Here is a 19,724-nt window from a genome sequence, read left to right on the forward strand (position 1 = left end):
ATCCAGGGCAAACGCATAAAAAAATGTTAGAATACAGGCATTTTTAATCTTAGTGTTTAGCCATGTCACCTACTGTTCTTGATTACTTTTCAGATATCGAAGATCCTCGCCAAAAAGGTAAGGTCACTCATTCCCTAGATAAAATTCTTTTGATCAGTCTATGCGGCATGCTATGCGGTGCAGATGACTGGGAGACCATTGAAACATTTGCTGAAAATAAACAAGCATGGCTTGGTCAGTTTGTTGATATGAGTGATGGCGTTCCCAGTCACGACACCCTTGGAAGAGTATTCTCAAGAATACGGCCTGAGCAGTTCACGCAATGCTTTATTGAGTGGGTTCAAGGATTTATTGAACAACACAAAGATGTAGATAAAGAAACATTGTCTGTCATTGCACTCGATGGGAAAACAGCCCGAAGAAGCCAAGACAAAAGAAATAGCAAGAGCGCAATGCACATGATGAATGCCTGGTGTTGCGCAAATCAGCTCGTGCTGGGGCAATTAGTGGTAGATGAAAAAACTAATGAAATTACTGCATTACCCGACCTACTGAAATTGATCGACGCACAAGGCAGTATCATTACTGCAGATGCGCTAAATTGCCAAAAAGATATCACTCAAGCGTGTATTGAATCGGGCGCAGATTATTTGCTGGCAGTAAAAGGTAATCAGCCTACATTACACGAGTATATTCATGATTATTTTGAAAAAAAGAAACCCAAAGCTTACAGGCGCCCAGAGATTAATTTTTTTGAAAGTAGTGAAAAGAATCGAAACCGGGATGAAATTCGTCGTTGCTGGGTGGCAGATGCCTCTGACTTAATACCAAATCGAGCAGAATGGACATCGCTAAACAGCATTGTCCGGATAGATAGAAGCCGAACAATCGATGAAAAAACATCTTTCGAAACACATTATTATATTTGCAGTAACAATCAGTTATCAGCAGAAGAGGTTCTTTCAGCAGCCCGGCAGCATTGGCAGGTGGAAATCATGCACTGGACGCTGGACATGTGTTTCAGAGAAGACGAACAACGTGCTAGAAAAGACTATAGTGCAGAAAATATGACGATTATGCGGCAAGTATCAATGAATTTATTGAAGCACGATAAGACACCAAGGCTCAGCATGAAAAGAAAACGGCTGGTAGCTTGCATGAATGAAAGCTACCTTGAGAAGCTGTTGTTTTTAAATACCTGATCATGCGTTTGCCCTGGGGTGACATCAGATGATTTAACATCGGAAGTTTGATGCACCATATGAATTTTCTGTGCTTCGGCTTGCGCTAACGGGCTAGCCAAAACGCTGAGCAATACCAATGTGCCGACCAGAGAAGCCTTCATTAAACGTGTAATTTTCACAACTTTCCTGCAGCTGTTGAGAACGATACGCAAATGATAAACAATCTTATTTACACCGACCAGAAAAACCTGACGACTTGGCGTTATATATCAACTGAATTGCGCAGCGCAGTTTCAATCTTATTGAACAAGTCAGCCGAAGAGATACCCGCCTGTAACGGTGAAAAGCCATCTTCTACAAAACCGTCAATCACCCCATTACGGCCTCGTAAAATATCCACCACCTGCACCAAAGCCGGTGCATCGGCGTAATAACGAACATGGTACTTTTCTAATGCGCGCTCCAATGCATCTAAATCATCCACTTGAGCATGCTCCGCAGCAATGGTTTCTATTTTTAAAAAGCGCTGCTTTTGAATTTCAATCAGTTGATCATTCGGCAACTGGAACCAGTCCCGAATCTGCTCAACGGTTCTGAAACAACCTCGGCATTCATCACCGCCATAGGTAGTGGAGCAGCGACCAATACATGGGGATTCAACGATATCTAGTTTCATTTTACTTCTCTTTGAATGCAGCAAACCCGAAGCTAGATTTTTAACCTAACTCCGGGCTTTGATCAACTATTAATCTCTTGCTGTTAATTACTGGATAAATCTAGCATTTGCGAAACTAGTCCCAACTTAAAGCACCACCGGTTTGATACTCAGTCACCCGCGTTTCAAAAAAGTTCTTCTCTTTACGCAAGTCCATCATTTCAGCCATCCACGGGAAAGGGTTACGCGGATTATTATAAATTTCCGGCTCTCCCATCTGAGTCATTCGACGATTAGCAATAAACTGTAAATACTCTTCCATCAATTCAGCATTCATACCTAACACACCGCGTGGCATGGTGTCTTTGGCATAAGCAATTTCTAATTCAGTACCGTCTTTGATCATATCTCGAACTTTAGTTCGGAAATCTTCGGTCCATAAATGTGGATTTTCACGTCGAATCTGATTGATCATATCCATGCCGAAATTCACATGCATCGATTCATCACGCAAGATATATTGAAATTGCTCAGCGACACCGACCATTTTATTGCGACGACCCATTGATAAAATCTGGGTAAAGCCGCAATAAAAGAAAATACCTTCCAATACGCAATAAAAGGCAATCATATTAAATAGCAAAATCTGATCGGTTTCATCGGTACCGGTATTAAATGTAGGATCTGAAATTTGCTCAGTGTATTTCAAACCCCACTCTGCTTTGGCAGCAACACTGGGTACTTCATGGTACATATTGAAGATTTCACCTTCATCCATGCTTAAAGATTCAACACAATATTGATAGGCATGGGTGTGTATCGCTTCTTCGAAAGCCTGGCGTAAAAGATACTGTCGACATTCCGGGTTGGTAATCAAGCGGTAAACTGCTAACACCAGATTATTAGCTACTAGAGAATCGGCAGTAGAGAAAAAACCAAGGCTTCTTTTAATAATTAAACGCTCGTCATCACTCAGACCTTTGGGATCTTTCCACAGTGCGACATCACCCGCCATGTTAATTTCTTGCGGCATCCAATGGTTAGCACAGCCATCTAAATACTTCTGCCATGCCCATTGATACTTAAATGGCACCAGCTGATTTAAATCAGCACGGCAATTAATCATTCTTTTTTGATCAACCTTCACTCGCTCACTATTTTCAGCAGACAGCACAGCACCAGCAACAGTTCTTGGTTGATCTGCTTTCGGTTGCTGGTGAACTGGCTGTGGTTCTGCAGCTTTTTGTGATGCTTGTTTTATAATTTTTTGCGTAATGACTTCTGACTGAATTACTGGCTGTGCTTTTTTAGCCGCGGTTACTTTATTTTTGGCGACAGGTACTTCATCCCATTGCAGCATAGTTTCTCCATTGCGCCGATATAATCGGCGCTGAATTTTTATCAATATTGTTTATTTAAATAGGTTTTATTGGCAGGCTTCACAATCTGGATTATCAATACTACAAATCGCTGGCTGAGCAACCGGCGCAACACTACTTAATGAACCTTGCTGCACCGTAGATTTTTCTGTTGAAGTCGCACCGAGGCTTCTTAAGTAATAGGTGGTTTTCAAACCCTGTCTCCAGGCACTTCTATACATTTCATCTAACTTTTGGCCGCTAGGTTGACCCATATATAAATTGAGAGACTGCGCCTGATCAATCCATTTTTGTCGGCGGCTAGCTGCCACAATCATGCTCTCAGAATCTAATTCAAATGCAGTGGCAAATTGAGCACGAATAGCAGCAGGAATCCGTTCAATTTGTGCCACAGAACCATCGAAGTATTTCAGATCATTGACCATCACTTCATCCCACAAACCTTCTGCTTTTAATGCCTTAACCAACCAAGGGTTAACAACGGTAAATTCACCAGACAAGTTAGATTTCACATATAAATTGCTGTAACTCGGCTCAATCGATTGACTAACACCGACAATATTAGAAATTGTCGCGGTTGGTGCAATCGCTAGCAAGTTAGAATTACGCATTCCCTGCTCGGCAATTTTTTCACGCAGTGCAGGCCAATCCATCTGTTGGGTTAAATTCATTTGCAGCTGGCCTGGCTGGCGAGCATTTTCCAATAGGTTGATTGAGTCGATTGGTAAAATACCTTTTGACCACAATGAACCTTGGTAGCTGGAGTAAACACCTCGCTCTTTAGCCAAGTCTGACGAAGCACTCAAAGCAAAGTAGCTAATAACTTCCATCGACTGGTCAGCAAATATCGCCGTTTTAGGATCATCCCAGCTCAAGCTTTTCTTATATAGAGCATCCTGAAAACCCATCATGCCCATGCCAACTGGCCGATGCTGCATGTTCGAAGTTTTCGCTTTTTCAGTCGGGTAATAATTAATATCAACCACGTTATCAAGCATTCTGACGGCGGTTGTAATTGTCCGTTGCAGTTTTTCTAAGTCTAAATCGCCATTGGCTTTTAAATGTGCAGGTAAATTAACCGAACCTAAATTACAAACCGCGGTTTCAGTATCAGAAGTATTTAAAGTGATTTCAGTACACAAGTTAGACGAATGCACTACACCTGTATGCTGCTGTGGGCTGCGTAAATTGCATGGATCTTTAAAGGTGATCCACGGATGTCCGGTTTCGAACAACATGCCCAGCATTTTACGCCATAAATCCTTGGCTGCTATTTGCCGTGACTGTCGTAATTCACCTGCCTCAGCTAGCTTTTCCAATTCCAGATAACGTTTTTCAAAGGCTTTGCCATATAAATCATGCAAATCGATCGCTTCATCGGGTGAAAATAAAGTCCATGACTGGCCAGCTTCCAACCGTTGCATAAACAAGTCAGGTACCCAACAAGCAGTATTCATATCATGGGTACGGCGACGGTCATCACCGGTGTTTTTGCGTAGCTCAAGAAACTCTTCGATATCCAAGTGCCAAACTTCTAAATAAGCACATACTGCGCCTTTTCGCTTGCCACCCTGGTTGACTGCAACCGCAGTGTCATTAGCTACCTTAAGGAATGGCACCACACCCTGTGATTTTCCGTTAGTGCCTTTAATATGAGCACCTAACGCACGCACTGGCGTCCAATCATTACCTAAACCACCGGCCCATTTCGACAATAATGCATTGTCTTTTAATGCATCAAAAATACCATCCAGATGATCCGGAATTGTCGTCAAATAACAAGATGACAGTTGAGAACGCAAGGTACCGGAGTTAAATAAAGTAGGAGTTGATGCCATGTAGTCAAAGCTAGACAGCAACTGATAAAACTCAATGGCTCGTGTTTCTTTATCTGCTTCATTTAATGCCAGCCCCATTGCGACTCGCATAAAGAATAGTTGAGGTGTTTCAATTCGCTGATCATTTACATGCAACAAGTAACGATCAAAAATCGTCTGTAGCCCTAAATAACTGAATTGTTTATCTGCTTCAAAATTAATCGCTTCAGCAATTTTAGCTAAATCAAATTCTGCCAACTGAGGGTTAATTAATTTGTTTTCAATGCCGATTGCCAAGCTGGCTTTAACTGTTGCCAATGCATCAGCATCAATAGCGGTTAATTGTAAAGTACCTGCCACCCGCTGCCTGATTTGAGATAACAGCAAGCGTGCAGCCAATGCATCATATTCAGGTTCTTTTTCGATCAAAGAACTGGCCGTAATTAATAAAGAGCTTTCCAACTCTGCTTGGGCAATCCCTTGGTACAAACTATCGAATATCAGTGCGGTATATTCTTTTAAGTCGACGGCTTCAAGACCAATTGCCAGAGGCTTTATCAATTCAATCAACGACTGACGATCAATAGCCCAGTTTTGGCCATTTTCACCTTGTACTTCAAAAGCCGGTTCTGGCTCATTTTGATCTTGAGTTTCTTTACTGGCCTGACGTGCTAATGCATGCGCTTCACGATATAAAACATAGGCACGTGCAATTAACTGGTGTCCATCGCGCATTAATGCCAGCTCAACCTGATCTTGAATTTGCTCAATGTCTAAAGTGCCACCAGTCGGCATGCGCGAAAAGAAAACAGACAATACTTGAGCGGTTAATTGGTCGGCAATCTGATGGATACGCTCGGGAATAATGGCATTACTGTTTTCAGGGAATTCAACTGCTAAAAAAGCTTTGCTAATCGCAACACGAATTCTTTCTGCATCAAAAGTGGTGACTTCCCCACTGCGCTTGCGAACCTGAAATAAATCAGTTGAGGCCTGACCGTATTTCTGGTTCAGGGAAACAACAGAGTTATCTGATGCAAGGGCATTGGAAGATCGGCTTGGGGACATTGCAGCTCCTTTATTATCGCGTAAATTCCACACGGGGCAGCTACAAGCTCGCAGACAGGCACCGAATATCGGTGTCTTATTGTCTTGCTAGCTTCCCTGCCCTTTTCGCGAGGACTAGAAAATATGATGCTCAGCTCCGCTGAGTGACACTATCTGTAAAAGCGGTGTAAGACCGCGTGAAACTGTGTCGATCTGGCAGGTATTCGGACTTAGGAGCACGTCACTTGATGATGATTTTCTCGATCATTTGTGACACCTACATGGCGGCTTCCCATTCATAGATACATCCCTGATGAACAGTGCCTGGCCTGCTGGCCATGCCATTTTTGTTCTCCAATACCGCTGCGCGTCAGTGCCGGATTCTCACCGGGCTTCCCTGTTGCCTTGCCTGAATCTGCAAGTAAATGCAATAGCCTTACGCCATTTCAATTCCACCAGATGGTGAGGCAAACCAGAACCGCCGACACAATATATAGTGATTCACAATTTGGTCAAGCGCCAATCGAATAACGCCGCAACAGGCGCATAAGCGATCGATTCCTTAGTGGCAAACCTCGCATTTAAAGCGACTGGTTTACCAGCAATGCTCTTGTAAAAAAATCTTCATAAAAATTTCTGATAGGTAGTCACAATGCTTTGAATCGCTCCGACAATCGATTTGGCTTGTCACGATATAGCGCCAAAAACCGCCATACAGGTATGACCAGTTTCCATCCATCTGCCAGACTTGTCACGGCGCGCTGCTCTGTCAGAAACTGACAATCAACACAAAAGCTAACAGTTTGAACCCGCTCACCTGCCGATACTCTCTTTACTAAACGACTCAACTGGCAGACAGCACCAGCACTAATCGACATTGAACTTTCGTATCTAATACTGTTTGAATAACAACAGCTGCAAAACTAGCGCTGTAGCATCAGCCCAGGACAATCAATCTTGAGAAAAAAAAGCGCTTTATTCATGAGCTGCCTAATGATTGCCACTCTGTCTGCCAGTTTGGCGGCAATTGCTTGGCAGCAATCATTAGATAACCACCGCAAGGAATCGTTGGCAGAACTGTATCGATTTCGCAAAGGTCTTGATAGCCTGCTAGATCGGCATAAATATTTACCTGGTCTTCTGGCACAACACTCTCTACTCAGTAACGCGCTAGCCAATGAATCTGGGCTAAATCCGCAACAGCAAGCCAATCAGTTTTTAGAAGAAGTTCGCCATGTCACTGAAAGCGACACTATTTATTTGATGAATAAAGCGGGCACTACGATATCTTCCAGCGATTGGCGAAGTAACAACAGTTTTGTTGGTCGTAATTTTTCTTTTCGTCCTTATTTTACTCAAGCAATTAAAAACGGTAACGGACAATATTTTGCACTAGGCACCACTTCACTAAAACGCGGTTACTATTTTTCAAGAGCTATCTATCAAGGTGCCGATGCAATTGGCGTTGTTGTGGTTAAGGTTGATCTTTCGTAACCATTCAGCATGTCACACCAACCGATCCAATTTCTTCTGAATAAAGTCCGGCCATTTACCCGCAAATAATAACGACAAAGCCTCCCCAACACCGACCCCATGTTTTTGGCAGGTCGATATATAGCTCCGGATTCTGCAATACGCTTTCACGCCATCCCATGAGCGGAAGCAGCCTGATATCTTCTGCTGAACCTTGCTCATACGGAAGTCCCGTTCACCCTGATTATTGGTAAACGGTGCTCGGGTATTACTCATAAACCGCAGCACGTCTGCTTCAAAATCCCGCAGCCGTTCTAATAAATTTCTCGATTTACTTCGTGCTAATTTCCCTCGTTTTAATTGACCTTTTTTATCCGCTTTTTTTGGCTCAGGTGCCGGACATTCCCGATCACCTGCTTTTAATATTTTTCGATATCGCTTCACCCATTTTTGACACTGCTTTTCATCCAACTCACCCCCCGCCTCATTGACTGCTGTATTCATTTCATAAAGCAGATCTTCCATTGCCTTGGCCCACTGCTGGCCATCTTGCTCATGGGCTCGCGCCAATTCACGTACATGATGGGCGTTACACAATACATGCAAGCACAGCACAAATCGGTAGTAGCTTTTCCAGTGATCGTGTACCAATAAACCGGTAAATTTAGGCAAGATGTCGATCGCTTCCATTGCCTCGATACCTCTTGATTCATGCGCTTCAATCCACGTCCAGCGGTCATTGCTCGCGACATGTAGCCACTTTCGTTTACCATTGATATTGACGCCGGTTTCATCGGCATGAATCAAATCTCCAGCACGCAAAATAGCCGGTACTAACTGAGCAAATGGCTTCAGTCGATGAAAAGCTTCCTGATTAAAATTGGCAAGGCTACCGGTGCTGATTGGCGCATCCAATATCTCAGCGAAGTGCTTTTGAGTCCGTTCATAAGGAATCAGCTGGTAGCTCGACATATAAACCGCGTTGGCTTTAAACTCATTGCCATATTGTATTGGCCGAGTGACCCCTTGCGGAAACTCAGCAACAAACTGGTTACCCTGCTCGTCTTGTAGAATCTGCGCCCGATATTCGGTGACATATCGGGTAATACGAACATCAACTACTTGGCGGCTTTCACTGCCAACAACACGGTATTTTCCTTTCGGCAATTGGCTACGATCAATCGTAATATCCAGCACTTCATCTTGGTCTTTCTCCGGTGATAAGTTACTGCCTTTACGGCCCCGCTGCCCTCCTGGGCTTCTATTGCTTCTGGTGCCCGATTTCTTTTCTCGATTAGGATCTGCCGATGGCGGAATGCTGGAGTTTTTGCTGTTTAGCCCTTTGCTATCAAGCAATATCTTAACGACGAGCATCAGCATACGAACCATCGCCACCAGTTCGGGCGGTAAGCGTTTGCTTTTGGCTAACAATCGCTCGGTTTCAGCGATGGTTTTATTAATTTCGATTGAGTCCATGCGGTTATTATCGCACAGGTTTTCAGGGTGGTTTTTTTGTCTCTGAGGCTTACTGTGGCGACTTTTTAGAAGCGGAATGCTGATGCGCTATTCTGAGCAAAAAACATTGATAATCAGGTGTGTTAATAGCAGTTTAATGCGGCGTTTAAGTGGTATTCTGAAAGAGGTGCTTAAATTCGGGAAAATATCAAAAAAACCTGTCAAGCGATTTTTATATTAAATTGTGCTGAATGGTTACGATCTTTCTAATATTGAAGACCAATGGGAAAGCCCGTGGGACCAAGGACAATTAGTCCTTGCCGCTTCAGATCCAGATGGCGTGCTATTTATTTCAACTCAAGCCGACTGGCGTTTAAAATCATTACAACCACTTACAGATGCACAAAAAAAACAACTAATCAGCAGCCGACGCTACCCCGACAAGACCATTTCTGCTTTGCCTTTTGTAAAACCTGAGCCTTTACTACAAACACTGCATAACAAGCAACTGATTAAAATTGCCCCACAAGATAAACAAGCAGCTTTTCATTTACTGCACCAACAAGTTGATATGCCCGACACTCAATGGCGACTTCATCTATTTAGTCGCATGACTTATCCGGCTAACCAAACATTATTAGTTTTTCTACTCAGCTTGGTGGTACTAACACTACTAACATTGTTAGCGGCATTTCTGCGAGAACGCATTCGTAACGAGCGACGCTTAACCCTCGCTAGAAATCAGCTAGAAGTTCGAGTAGAAGAGCGTACTCACGAGTTATTGGGAAGTAATGTCCAACTAAAAAAAGAAATCCAAATACGCAAGCAAGCCCAAGAAAGTTTGCAAGAAACTCGCGATGAATTAGTACAAACGGCCAAAATGGCATTGTTAGGGCAAATGTCTGCCAGCATCAATCATGAATTGAACCAACCGTTAACTGCTCTGAGTAATTACGCAGAAAATGCACTCAAACTATTGAAAAAAGAACAGTATGATAAAGTACAAAGCAACTTGCAGTTAGTGGTCGAACTCAGTCGTCACATGGCAGAAATCATTGCCCGATTTAAAATATTTTCTAGCAAGCGTCCCGGCAATATCAGTCAACTGGATTTAAATAATTCAATCACTGCCGCCATTAAAATTATTCACCCACAAATAGAAAAGCAACAAGTTAAATTACGACTACCAAACATCAATAAAAAAGTACTGGTTAAAGGTGACTCGGTTCTACTGCAGCAAGTATTGGTCAATTTGCTCAGCAATGCAGTGCAGTCCTTAGAAAACTTTGAAACAAAACAATTGGAAACAGAAACCGATACAACCGAACCACTCGTTCGGCCTGAAATTGAAATTCATTTAATTGAAACCAGCAATAGCTGGCAATTATCGGTACTGGATAACGGCTGCGGAATTAGCCAACACGATATTGAACATATCTTTGAACCATTTTTTACTACCAAAGGCAGCGGTGAAGGGCTTGGCTTGGGACTGCCAATTTCCAGGCAAATCATGCAGCGTCTTGGCGGTAATTTATTTGTCGAAAGTGATATTCAACAAGGAGCCTGTTTCACCATGGAACTGGCTAAAGCCGATAATTTATGAATTCAACAAATCAAATTTCCAATATGAGTAATCTACCTAACCCTCAACCTCGAATTTTACTGGTCGATGATGAAGCTTATTTACGTGATTCAATACGACAAACGCTTGAATTAGAAGATTATCAAGTTGATTGCTTTGCGAACGGTGAGCATTTATTAAAAGATCAAAAACTCGAACAAGTCGGCCTACTAATTACTGATATTTCTATGCCGGGTATGAGTGGTTTGCAATTAATGCAGCAGATCAACCAAAGGGATAAAGATTTACCGGTTATTTTGATTACTGGCCATGGTGATATCAGCATGGCCGTTCAAGCAATGCGTGATGGCGCATGGGACTTTATAGAAAAACCTTTTTCTAACGATCGCTTGCTGGACGCGGTAAAACGCGCAATGCAAAAACGTCAGCTGGTATTGGAAAATCGCCAGTTAAAAGTCGACATAGAAGCCCATACCGCTCCTGGCCCGAGAATTCTCGGTAATAGCGAGCCAATGCGTCAATTACGGCAAATATTAAAAAGAGTAATTAATGCACCTGCAGATATTTTAATCGAAGGTGAAACAGGCACAGGCAAAGAGTTAGTGTCTCGTTATTTGCATGAGCACTCTAACCGCCAACAACATAATTTTGTTGCTATTAACTGTGGTGCGATTCCAGAAAACCTGATCGAGTCAGAACTATTTGGCCATGAAGCAGGTGCTTTTACCGGTGCAGGTAAAAAACGTGTGGGTAAGTTTGAACATGCGAATGGCGGCACATTGTTTCTAGATGAAATTGAAAGCATGCCGATATCACTTCAAGTGAAAATTCTGCGGGTGTTGGAAGATAGAAAAGTAGAACCACTAGGGTCTAATAAAAGTATCTCACTCGATATTCGAATAGTCGCTGCCACCAAAACCGACTTAAAGGCATTAAGTGACCAAGGCAGTTTTAGATCCGATCTGTATTATCGATTGAATTTAGTCAATGTACATATTCCACCACTTCGACAAAGGTCCGAAGATATAGCACTGCTTTTTCAACATTTTACCTTAATTGCTTCAGCACGATATCAGAGTGAAATCGTACCCTTATCTATTGAACAACGTCAGGCATTACTCAAACATCAATGGCCGGGCAATGTTCGCGAGCTGCGTAATTTAGCTGAACGCTATATCTTAATGGGTAGCCATACTCCTTTTGATTTTTCTGCCGCAGTGAGTTCACCTAATGGACTTTCATCTCTATCAGATCAAGTAGAACAATTTGAACGGAGTCTGCTAGAACAGGCGCTGGAGTCAAGCAAGGGCAATCTCAAACAAGCAATGGAAGTGCTAGACCTGCCACGAAAAACCCTTTATGACAAAATGAAAAAACATCAATTAAACAAAGAAATGTTTAAATCGGCAGAATAAAGCACACCTCTTTTGACAGAGACTCTACTCATCTGCATTACAATGTTTTGTTTGGGTGACAATCCACCCATTACTTTTTATAAAATTGGCGGATTCCCGCCAATTTTCATTTTACTGGCATGATTTCAGCACTCCAGCAAACACTTACCCAGCGATACTTTAGATCACTTTTTTTGATTCTGGCACGTATCTAGCATTTATTATCAGCAACCAACACCAATAGTAAATATCGAGAGCACATTGCTCAACTCGGTTGTTTCAAGGCAAGCAAACCTTACTTGAACGCTGCACAACCAAGATTTGATGCGCTCTTCAATGCTGCATAAAACAACGATTCGGAGCCAAATTATGAAGATGCGAAAGCTATTAAAGCACTCCTTAATCACCATCGCTGCTGCCACGACACTTATTGCGTCAGGCTTGTTACAAGCCAGACCAATTGAAATAAAATTTTCTCATGTAGTTGCAGAAAACACGCCAAAAGGCCAAATGGCACTCAAATTCAAAGCGCTAGTTGAACAGAGGCTTCCAGGAAAAGTACAAGTCAAAGTATTCCCAAACTCTCAACTCTTTGGTGATAATAAAGTATTGGAAGCAATGATTCTTGGCGACGTTCAATTAGCTGCGCCATCGCTGTCAAAATTTAAAAAATATACCAAAAAATTGCAGGTTTTTGATCTACCATTCTTGTTTAAAGATATGGAAGCGGTAGACAGGTTCCAGCAAGGCCCTACCGGTCAAAAGCTACTTACCTCGCTAAAGAAAAAAGGCTTAGTTGGCTTGGGTTATTTACATAATGGTTTAAAGCAGTTGTCTGCTAGCCGCCCATTAAAAACACCAGCAGATATCGATGGCTTAAAATTCCGTATCATGGCATCCGATGTTTTAGCGGCACAGTTTGAAGCAGTTGATGCGACACCGGTTAAAAAGCCTTTTTCAGAAGTGTTTACTCTGTTGCAAACTCGCGCAATTGATGGACAAGAAAATACCTGGTCTAACATCTACTCCAAAAAATTCTTTGAAGTACAACCTTATATTACTGAATCAAACCATGGCCTTCTCGATTACATAATCGTTACTTCTGCCGAATTCTGGTTAACTTTGCCAAAAGATATTCGCCCTATCGTTAAAAAATCTCTCGATGAAGCAATTGCTCACGGTAATTCAATTGCCGCACGTAAAGTTAACGAAGATCGTCAAAAAATTATTGATTCTGGCAAAAGCGAAGTACTAACCATCACTAACCGTCAACGCCAGCAGTGGGTTGATGCAATGAAGCCAGTTTGGAAAGAGTTTGAGCGTGAAATCGGTAAAGACGTTATTCGCGCAGCAATCAAGTCTAATAATTAGCAGCTATTTTAAAAATGCAGGCACAGATTGTTGTGCCTGCAGGATGGAGCAATATTATGCTGCAAAAACTACATCGATTTGAAGAAAACCTTCTCTGCACTTTATTAGGCCTGATGACTGCTTTGGTTGCTGTCGAAGTGGTACTGCGCTTCTTTTTTAATACCGGTCTTTTATGGGCTCAAGAAGTCACACTCTATATTTCAGCTTGGTTTGTTTTGTTAGGTGCTTCCTACGGCATTAGGGTTGGCGCCCATATCGGCGTAGATGCGTTCATTCGACTGATGCCTCCGCTACCTCGAAAAATATTATCTAGCATTGCAGTCGCCTGCTGCTTGATCTATTGCGGTTTGTTTATCTATGGCAGCTGGATTTACCTGGCAAAAATGAAACTGATTGAATTGGAAATGGAAGATTTACCGATTCCAAAATGGATTGCCATGAGTGTTTTAGTTATAGGCTTTGTATTGTTGGCTATTCGTTTTTTAATATTGCTATGGAATATTATCACCGACAAGCAAGATGGCTTTAAATTAGCGGACGAAGCCAAAGAAAGCCTAGAACTGGCACAAAAAACCGATGAAGAAGTTAAATCAGAGGGAGTTCGCTAATGGCTACAGCAACATTATTCACAGCACTTTTGCTTTGTATGCTAATTGGCATGCCTATTGCGATTGCTCTTGGATTTTCTAGCATCGCTACTATTTTATTATTTTCTAATGACTCGCTAGCTTCTGTTGCACTTAAACTATTTGAAGCAACTTCAGAACATTACACTCTACTAGCGATTCCATTCTTTATTTTATCTTCGGCTTTTCTATCGACTGGTGGTGTTGCTCGAAGAATTATTGATTTTGCAATTGATTCAGTCGGTCATATTCGTGGCGGCTTGGCAATTGCTTCTGTTATGGCTTGTATGATCTTTGCTGCAGTATCTGGCTCTTCACCGGCCACCGTTGCAGCCATCGGCTCTATTGTTATTGCCGGAATGGTCCGCGCTGGCTACCCCAAAGCTTTTGCCGCCGGCGTCATTGCCAATGCCGGTACCTTAGGCATTCTGATTCCACCTTCCATTGTCATGCTGGTCTATTCAGCCGCAACAGAAGTATCGGCTTCTAAAATGTTTATGGCCGGTTTAATTCCTGGTTTAATGATGGGTAGCATGTTGATGATCGCCATCTATATCGTCGCCCGAATTAAAAAACTACCGGCTCAACCCTTTCCTGGCATTAAAAAATGGTGTATCTCCGGCTCTAAAGCTTTAGCCGGTTTAATGCTGATAATTTTAGTACTGGGTTGCATTTATGGTGGCGTCGCCAGCCCAACCGAAGCTGCCGCTGCTTCAGCTGTCTATGCATTTTTAGTTGCTGTTTTTGGCTACCGAGATTTAGGCCCACTTAAAAATGAGCCTTGGAAGAAACAAGACGAATCAATTGCAGCGGCATCAGTTCGCGCGGTATGGCAGCTGCCCTATTCAGTCACAACATCTTTTGCCAACGAAGAAGTACGCAAAGTCATTCTTGATGCGTGTAAAGTCAGTTTGATGCTGTTGTTTATTATTGCCAATGCAATGCTGTTTGCCCATGTATTAACCACCGAGCGCATTCCACATGCTATTGCAGAAACCATTGTAAACTGGGGATTACCCGCTTGGGGCTTTTTAATTGTGGTTAACCTGCTGCTATTAATGGCCGGTAATTTTATGGAGCCATCAGCTATTTTGCTGATTATGGCACCCATTCTGTTTCCTATCGCGGTTCAGCTCGGCATCGATCCGATCCATTTGGGTATCATTATGGTGGTCAATATGGAGATTGGTATGCTAACACCGCCAGTTGGGCTCAACCTGTTTGTCACCGCAGGCATAACCAACATGGGAATTGGCTGGGTGATTAAAGCAGCATTACCATGGTTGTCACTGCTGCTGATTTTCCTAATATTGATTACTTATATTCCAGCAATTTCATTGTGGCTGCCAAATAAGTTGGGGTAAATTACCAACAGTCATCGTTAATAAAAAGGCCAGCATTTTCTGGCCTTTTTATTTCAGAATGAAATCGTCAAGACGAATCTAATTCACCTTAAGCGAATATTATCATTCAAATCACCTTTTACTGAGCTGCCAGCTTAGGATTGACTCCAAAACCATTCGCATCATGGCTATCCTGAACAAGAAAAACAATCAAAACAATTGGGCCAATCAATGGGATAAGCACCAATAACTGCCACCACCCGCTTCGACTCATGTCATGTAATCTTCTAGCGGCCAAGCTAACAGATGGAACCAACATTACCAGAGCATATACCATTGCGATTATGCCGCCAGTCTCCACCATTACATCAAGTACAATGCAAGCTACATAAAAAATCAGATAGAAAAGCATAAACATCCAGTAAGCTTTCCTTCTTGCTCTTCCTTTAAAATCTGAATAATTTTTTTAAATGCATCGATGAAATATTCCATTTTACCCTCTTTTATATTTTGGTAGGTATCTTAACAAACGGGCTAATATCCATGGCCTGCTTGCCAAGTATATTGCCGCATTGTCAGCTTATTACCTACAAAACATAATAGATTGCTGCTATTTTCTCTGAGCAAAAAAAACCGCACAGTTTCCTGTACGGTTTTTTTGAAATGCTTGGTTAAATACTAGTTATATTTAACTGCTGCAATTTCATATTCCACTTCACCACCCGGCGTTTGAATGTTGACTGAATCATCAACTTCTTTACCGGTTACACCACGAGCGATCGGTGAGTTAAAGGAGATTTTGCCTTGTTTGATGTCGGCTTCATCGTCACCAACAATCTTGTAGACAACTTCTTCTTCTGTTTCGACATTTACCAAGGTCACTGTCGACCCAAAAATCACTTTGCCATTATTGGTCATTTGACTAATGTCGACAATCTGGCAGTTAGATAACTTACCTTCGACTTCAGCAATTCGACCTTCTAAAAAACCCTGCTCTTCACGCGCAGCGTGATATTCAGCATTTTCTTTCAAATCACCGTGAGCGCGTGCTTCTGCGATCGATTCGATAATTCGCGGGCGATCAATGGTTTTAGCTTTCTGCAGCTCATCGCGCAGTGCCTTCTCACCTTCAACTGTGATGGGAACTAGATTCATCCTGATACCTTCGTATGCAAATCTTGGAGCCGATGAACCGGGCTATCTAGCCGGTCAGCTAACGCCAAAGCGGTCGCTCGGGCTCCAGCAAGCGTTGTAGTGTAACTCACCTGATGCTGCAATGCAGACCGTCGGATATCAAAGGAATCTCGAATCGACTGACGGCCTTCTGTGGTATTCACCACATAAGCGATCTCATCGTTCTTGATCATATCTACCAAATGCGGGCGACCTTCATGCATTTTATTCACTTGGATGCATTCCAAACCGGCCTCTTGCAATGCAGCAGCAGTGCCTCCGGTAGCAACCAATTCAAAACCAAGATCAAGTAGCATTTTTCCTGCTACAACTGCAGCTGGCTTATCAGCATCACGAACACTGATTAATACCCGGCCCGATTCTGGCAAGGTTTGGTTTCCACCCAGTACTGCATTATAGAATGCTGCACCGAAGGTATCACCTACCCCCATAACTTCGCCGGTCGACTTCATTTCCGGGCCAAGAATTGGATCAACACCTTGGAACTTAGCAAACGGCAACACAGCTTCTTTGACGCTGAAATAAGGTGGAATAATTTCTTTTTCTACACCTAATTCAGGCAGCGTATAACCCGCCATGCAAAGTGCCGCAATATTGGCCACTGGCATGCCGGTTGCTTTAGAAACAAAAGGAACCGTTCGCGATGCGCGAGGATTTACTTCCAGGATATAAACCTGGTCACCCTTAATCGCAAACTGAGTGTTCATTAGGCCGATAACACCTAATTCACGCCCCATTGCTGCCACTTGCTCACGCATGACCTGCTGGACTTCTTGCCCCAAACTATAAGGCGGCAAAGAACAGGCAGAGTCACCTGAGTGAACACCGGCTTGTTCGATATGTTCCATAATGCCAGCAACTAAAACATTGCCGTCTTTATCACAAATCGCATCAACATCTGCTTCGATTGCATCATCAAGGAATCGATCTAACAATACGGGCGAGTCATTGGAAACGCTAACTGCAGTAGTCATATAGCGAGCTAAATCTTCATCACTATGAACAATTTCCATTGCCCGACCACCCAGTACATACGATGGACGTACTACCAGCGGATAACCAATTTCATTTGCCTGAACTAAGCCTTCTTCCAGGCTACGAGCAGTCCGGTTAGGTGGTTGCAGCAAACCGAGCTTTTCAATCATTTGCTGGAAACGTTCACGATCTTCAGCTTGATCGATTGCCGAAGGCGGTGTTCCCATAATCGGTACACCAGCGGCTTCCAGATCTTCCGCCAACTTCAGCGGCGTTTGACCACCATATTGGACGATGACACCGGCAGGTTGTTCAATACGAACAATCTCCAGTACATCTTCCAAGGTTAACGGCTCGAAATAGAGTCGATCTGAAGTGTCATAATCGGTAGAAACAGTTTCAGGGTTACAGTTGACCATAATGGTCTCAAAACCCTTAGATTTAAGCGCCATTGCTGCATGTACACAGCAATAATCAAACTCAATACCTTGGCCAATCCGATTAGGGCCACCACCTAACACCATATATTTGGTGTTGCTGGTTGGCGCCGCTTCACACTCTTCTTCATAAGTGGAATACAAGTAAGCCGTGTCGGTAGCAAATTCAGCCGCGCAAGTATCAACGCGCTTATATACCGGAAATACCTTTTGCTGATGACGCTGCTCGCGCACCTGCTGCTCCGATACACTTAACAAGCTAGCCAAGCGACGATCAGAGAAGCCTTTACGCTTCAAACGACGCATCGTCGGTTGGTCTAGTTTATCAAAACCAAGCGCTTCAACCTTAGCTTCCCATAGCAACAAATCTTCCATTTGCGCCAAGAACCACGGATCAACATGACTGATTTTAAATAATTCTTCAGCGGTCATACCGGCACGGAAACCATCGGCCAAATAACGGAATCTCTCCGGTCCTGGCTGATTAATTTCATTGCGCATAAACAGGAAGTCTTCATCTGACTTCGGCTGAATAATTGGATCTAGGCCATCAAGGCCTGTTTCCAAACCACGCAATGCTTTTTGAAAAGACTCCTGGAAGGTTCGGCCAATCGCCATCACCTCACCGACCGATTTCATCTGAGTGCTCAGACGTGGCTCAGCTTCGGGGAATTTTTCAAAGTTAAAACGAGGGATTTTGGTAACGACATAATCGATTGAAGGCTCAAACGATGCAGGCGTTTGACCACCCGTGATATCGTTTTGCAATTCATCCAGTGTGTAACCAATCGCCAGCTTGGCAGCAATTTTAGCAATCGGGAAGCCGGTCGCTTTAGAAGCCAAAGCAGAAGAACGAGACACTCGAGGATTCATCTCGATAACAACCAAGCGGCCATTCACAGGGCTCACACCGAACTGAACATTCGATCCACCGGTATCAACACCGATTTCACGCAATACCGCAATCGATGCATTACGCATCAATTGGTATTCTTTGTCAGTCAAAGTTTGCGCAGGTGCTACCGTGATCGAATCACCGGTGTGAACACCCATTGCATCGAAGTTTTCAATCGAGCAGACAATAATGCAATTGTCTTTGTGGTCACGAACCACCTCCATTTCAAACTCTTTCCAACCGATGATTGACTCATCGATTTGCAACTCGCTAGTCGGAGATAAATCAAAGCCGCGATGGCAAATTTCATCAAACTCTTCACGGTTGTAAGCAATACCACCGCCAGAACCACCCATGGTAAACGAAGGGCGGATAATCGATGGGAAACCTAGTTTCTCCACCGCATCCATCGCTTCTTCCATGTTATTGACGATTTCACTGCGTGGCATATCTAGGCCGATCTTAACCATTGCTTCGCGGAAACGATCCCGATCTTCAGCCTTGTCGATTGCATCAACACTGGCACCAATCAACTCGACATTATATTTATCGAGAATGCCTTCCCGGTTCAAATCCAGCGCACAATTCAGTGCAGTCTGGCCGCCCATGGTTGGCAAGATGGCATCTGGCCGTTCTTTGGCAATAATCTTTTCAACCGTGCGCCACTCAATCGGTTCGATATAAGTGGCATCGGCCATTGCCGGATCGGTCATGATGGTCGCTGGGTTAGAGTTGACCAAAATAACCCGAATACCTTCTTCACGCAGCGCTTTACACGCCTGGGCACCGGAATAGTCAAACTCACAGGCCTGACCGATAACAATCGGCCCGGCACCAATGATCAAAACACTTTTTATATCTGTACGTTTTGGCATGCGGGCAAACCTCTTAAATCCT

At 43.2% G+C, this 19,724-nt stretch carries 16 protein-coding genes and 1 riboswitch; of the genes, 7 read left to right on the top strand and 9 right to left on the bottom strand.

Features of this window, described 5'->3' with window-relative positions:
- Positions 1 to 62 precede the first annotated feature (62 nt).
- Entirely contained in the window at positions 63 to 1,202 is a 1,140-nt protein-coding gene (locus DC094_RS02810) for an ISAs1 family transposase (protein ID WP_116685345.1), read from the top strand.
- Here the strand turns inward: DC094_RS02810 and DC094_RS21830 are convergent.
- The 5 genes from DC094_RS21830 to DC094_RS02830 form a co-directional block, all read right to left on the bottom strand.
- Positions 1,169 to 1,363, bottom strand: coding sequence for a hypothetical protein (locus DC094_RS21830; RefSeq protein WP_133245449.1), 195 nt, complete (start codon positions 1,361 to 1,363; stop codon positions 1,169 to 1,171). The two genes, DC094_RS02810 and DC094_RS21830, sit on opposite strands and share 34 nt — an antisense overlap.
- An 83-nt stretch (positions 1,364 to 1,446) precedes the next feature.
- Positions 1,447 to 1,860, bottom strand: a complete 414-nt coding sequence (locus DC094_RS02815; RefSeq protein ID WP_116685559.1) for a DUF1289 domain-containing protein — start codon at positions 1,858 to 1,860, stop codon at positions 1,447 to 1,449.
- 115 nt (positions 1,861 to 1,975) lie between these two features.
- The gene (locus DC094_RS02820; RefSeq protein WP_116685560.1) at positions 1,976 to 3,199 is read right to left on the bottom strand and encodes a ribonucleotide-diphosphate reductase subunit beta; all 1,224 of its coding nucleotides are present in this window, start codon (positions 3,197 to 3,199) and stop codon (positions 1,976 to 1,978) included.
- Between the two features lie 66 nt (positions 3,200 to 3,265).
- Entirely contained in the window at positions 3,266 to 6,103 is a 2,838-nt protein-coding gene (locus DC094_RS02825; RefSeq protein ID WP_116685561.1) for a ribonucleoside-diphosphate reductase subunit alpha, read from the bottom strand.
- Between the two features lie 177 nt (positions 6,104 to 6,280).
- Positions 6,281 to 6,530, bottom strand: a riboswitch (cobalamin riboswitch).
- 199 nt (positions 6,531 to 6,729) lie between these two features.
- Positions 6,730 to 6,960, bottom strand: a complete 231-nt coding sequence (locus DC094_RS02830) for a hypothetical protein (RefSeq protein WP_116685562.1) — start codon at positions 6,958 to 6,960, stop codon at positions 6,730 to 6,732.
- A 103-nt stretch (positions 6,961 to 7,063) separates the two neighbouring features.
- Here DC094_RS02830 and DC094_RS02835 point away from each other — a divergent pair, with 103 nt between their 5' ends.
- A complete protein-coding gene (locus DC094_RS02835; protein WP_133245450.1) occupies positions 7,064 to 7,576 on the top strand; it encodes a PDC sensor domain-containing protein in 513 nt (170 codons plus the stop codon).
- 12 nt (positions 7,577 to 7,588) lie between these two features.
- Here the strand turns inward: DC094_RS02835 and tnpC are convergent, their stop codons facing one another.
- Positions 7,589 to 9,031 carry an IS66 family transposase gene (tnpC, locus tag DC094_RS02840; protein WP_116685564.1) on the bottom strand — a complete coding sequence of 481 codons (1,443 nt, stop codon included), beginning with the start codon at positions 9,029 to 9,031 and terminating at the stop codon, positions 7,589 to 7,591.
- Positions 9,032 to 9,254: 223 nt separating this feature from the next.
- Between tnpC and DC094_RS02845 the strand changes: the two genes are divergently transcribed.
- From DC094_RS02845 to DC094_RS02865, 5 genes are all read left to right on the top strand, one after another.
- Entirely contained in the window at positions 9,255 to 10,613 is a 1,359-nt protein-coding gene (locus tag DC094_RS02845) for a sensor histidine kinase (protein ID WP_116685565.1), read from the top strand.
- Positions 10,610 to 12,007, top strand: a complete 1,398-nt coding sequence (locus tag DC094_RS02850; RefSeq protein WP_116685566.1) for a sigma-54-dependent transcriptional regulator — start codon at positions 10,610 to 10,612, stop codon at positions 12,005 to 12,007. Before DC094_RS02845 ends, DC094_RS02850 begins: the two co-directional genes overlap by 4 nt.
- A gap of 348 nt (positions 12,008 to 12,355) precedes the next feature.
- Complete coding sequence (locus tag DC094_RS02855; protein ID WP_304598344.1) at positions 12,356 to 13,357, top strand: TRAP transporter substrate-binding protein; 1,002 nt, start codon at positions 12,356 to 12,358, stop codon at positions 13,355 to 13,357.
- A 14-nt stretch (positions 13,358 to 13,371) separates the two neighbouring features.
- Positions 13,372 to 13,965, top strand: coding sequence for a TRAP transporter small permease (locus DC094_RS02860; RefSeq protein ID WP_241503950.1), 594 nt, complete (start codon positions 13,372 to 13,374; stop codon positions 13,963 to 13,965).
- Positions 13,965 to 15,347: a TRAP transporter large permease gene (locus tag DC094_RS02865; protein ID WP_116685567.1), complete on the top strand. Its 1,383-nt coding sequence runs from the start codon at positions 13,965 to 13,967 to the stop codon at positions 15,345 to 15,347. The genes DC094_RS02860 and DC094_RS02865 overlap by 1 nt, the downstream gene beginning before the upstream one ends.
- A gap of 118 nt (positions 15,348 to 15,465) precedes the next feature.
- Here the strand turns inward: DC094_RS02865 and DC094_RS02870 are convergent, their stop codons facing one another.
- The 3 genes from DC094_RS02870 to carB form a co-directional block, all read right to left on the bottom strand.
- Complete coding sequence (locus DC094_RS02870; RefSeq protein ID WP_241503952.1) at positions 15,466 to 15,744, bottom strand: DUF805 domain-containing protein; 279 nt, start codon at positions 15,742 to 15,744, stop codon at positions 15,466 to 15,468.
- A gap of 260 nt (positions 15,745 to 16,004) precedes the next feature.
- Entirely contained in the window at positions 16,005 to 16,481 is a 477-nt protein-coding gene (gene greA / locus DC094_RS02875) for a transcription elongation factor GreA (RefSeq protein WP_116685568.1), read from the bottom strand.
- Positions 16,478 to 19,702 (bottom strand): carbamoyl-phosphate synthase large subunit, encoded by a 3,225-nt coding sequence (gene carB / locus DC094_RS02880; protein ID WP_116685569.1) that lies wholly within the window; start codon positions 19,700 to 19,702, stop codon positions 16,478 to 16,480. Before carB ends, greA begins: the two co-directional genes overlap by 4 nt.
- Between the last annotated feature and the right edge of the window lie 22 nt (positions 19,703 to 19,724).

It is taken from the genome of Pelagibaculum spongiae (genome assembly GCF_003097315.1).
In the GTDB taxonomy this organism is placed as follows: Bacteria; Pseudomonadota; Gammaproteobacteria; order Enterobacterales; family Pelagibaculaceae; genus Pelagibaculum; species Pelagibaculum spongiae.

Excerpts from the sequence above, each read along its gene's own strand:
- DC094_RS02870 (WP_241503952.1), bottom strand. The coding sequence starts at position 15,744 with ATGTTTATGCTTTTCTATCTGATTTTTTATGTAGCTTGCATTGTACTT.
- DC094_RS02815 (WP_116685559.1), bottom strand. The coding sequence starts at position 1,860 with ATGAAACTAGATATCGTTGAATCCCCATGTATTGGTCGCTGCTCCACT.
- tnpC (WP_116685564.1), bottom strand. The coding sequence starts at position 9,031 with ATGGACTCAATCGAAATTAATAAAACCATCGCTGAAACCGAGCGATTG.
- DC094_RS02865 (WP_116685567.1), top strand. The coding sequence starts at position 13,965 with ATGGCTACAGCAACATTATTCACAGCACTTTTGCTTTGTATGCTAATT.
- DC094_RS02830 (WP_116685562.1), bottom strand. The coding sequence starts at position 6,960 with ATGTCGATTAGTGCTGGTGCTGTCTGCCAGTTGAGTCGTTTAGTAAAG.
- DC094_RS02825 (WP_116685561.1), bottom strand. The coding sequence starts at position 6,103 with ATGTCCCCAAGCCGATCTTCCAATGCCCTTGCATCAGATAACTCTGTT.
- DC094_RS02855 (WP_304598344.1), top strand. The coding sequence starts at position 12,356 with ATGAAGATGCGAAAGCTATTAAAGCACTCCTTAATCACCATCGCTGCT.
- greA (WP_116685568.1), bottom strand. The coding sequence starts at position 16,481 with ATGAATCTAGTTCCCATCACAGTTGAAGGTGAGAAGGCACTGCGCGAT.
- DC094_RS02810 (WP_116685345.1), top strand. The coding sequence starts at position 63 with ATGTCACCTACTGTTCTTGATTACTTTTCAGATATCGAAGATCCTCGC.
- DC094_RS02835 (WP_133245450.1), top strand. The coding sequence starts at position 7,064 with ATGAGCTGCCTAATGATTGCCACTCTGTCTGCCAGTTTGGCGGCAATT.
- DC094_RS02850 (WP_116685566.1), top strand. The coding sequence starts at position 10,610 with ATGAATTCAACAAATCAAATTTCCAATATGAGTAATCTACCTAACCCT.
- DC094_RS02860 (WP_241503950.1), top strand. The coding sequence starts at position 13,372 with ATGCAGGCACAGATTGTTGTGCCTGCAGGATGGAGCAATATTATGCTG.
- carB (WP_116685569.1), bottom strand. The coding sequence starts at position 19,702 with ATGCCAAAACGTACAGATATAAAAAGTGTTTTGATCATTGGTGCCGGG.
- DC094_RS02820 (WP_116685560.1), bottom strand. The coding sequence starts at position 3,199 with ATGCTGCAATGGGATGAAGTACCTGTCGCCAAAAATAAAGTAACCGCG.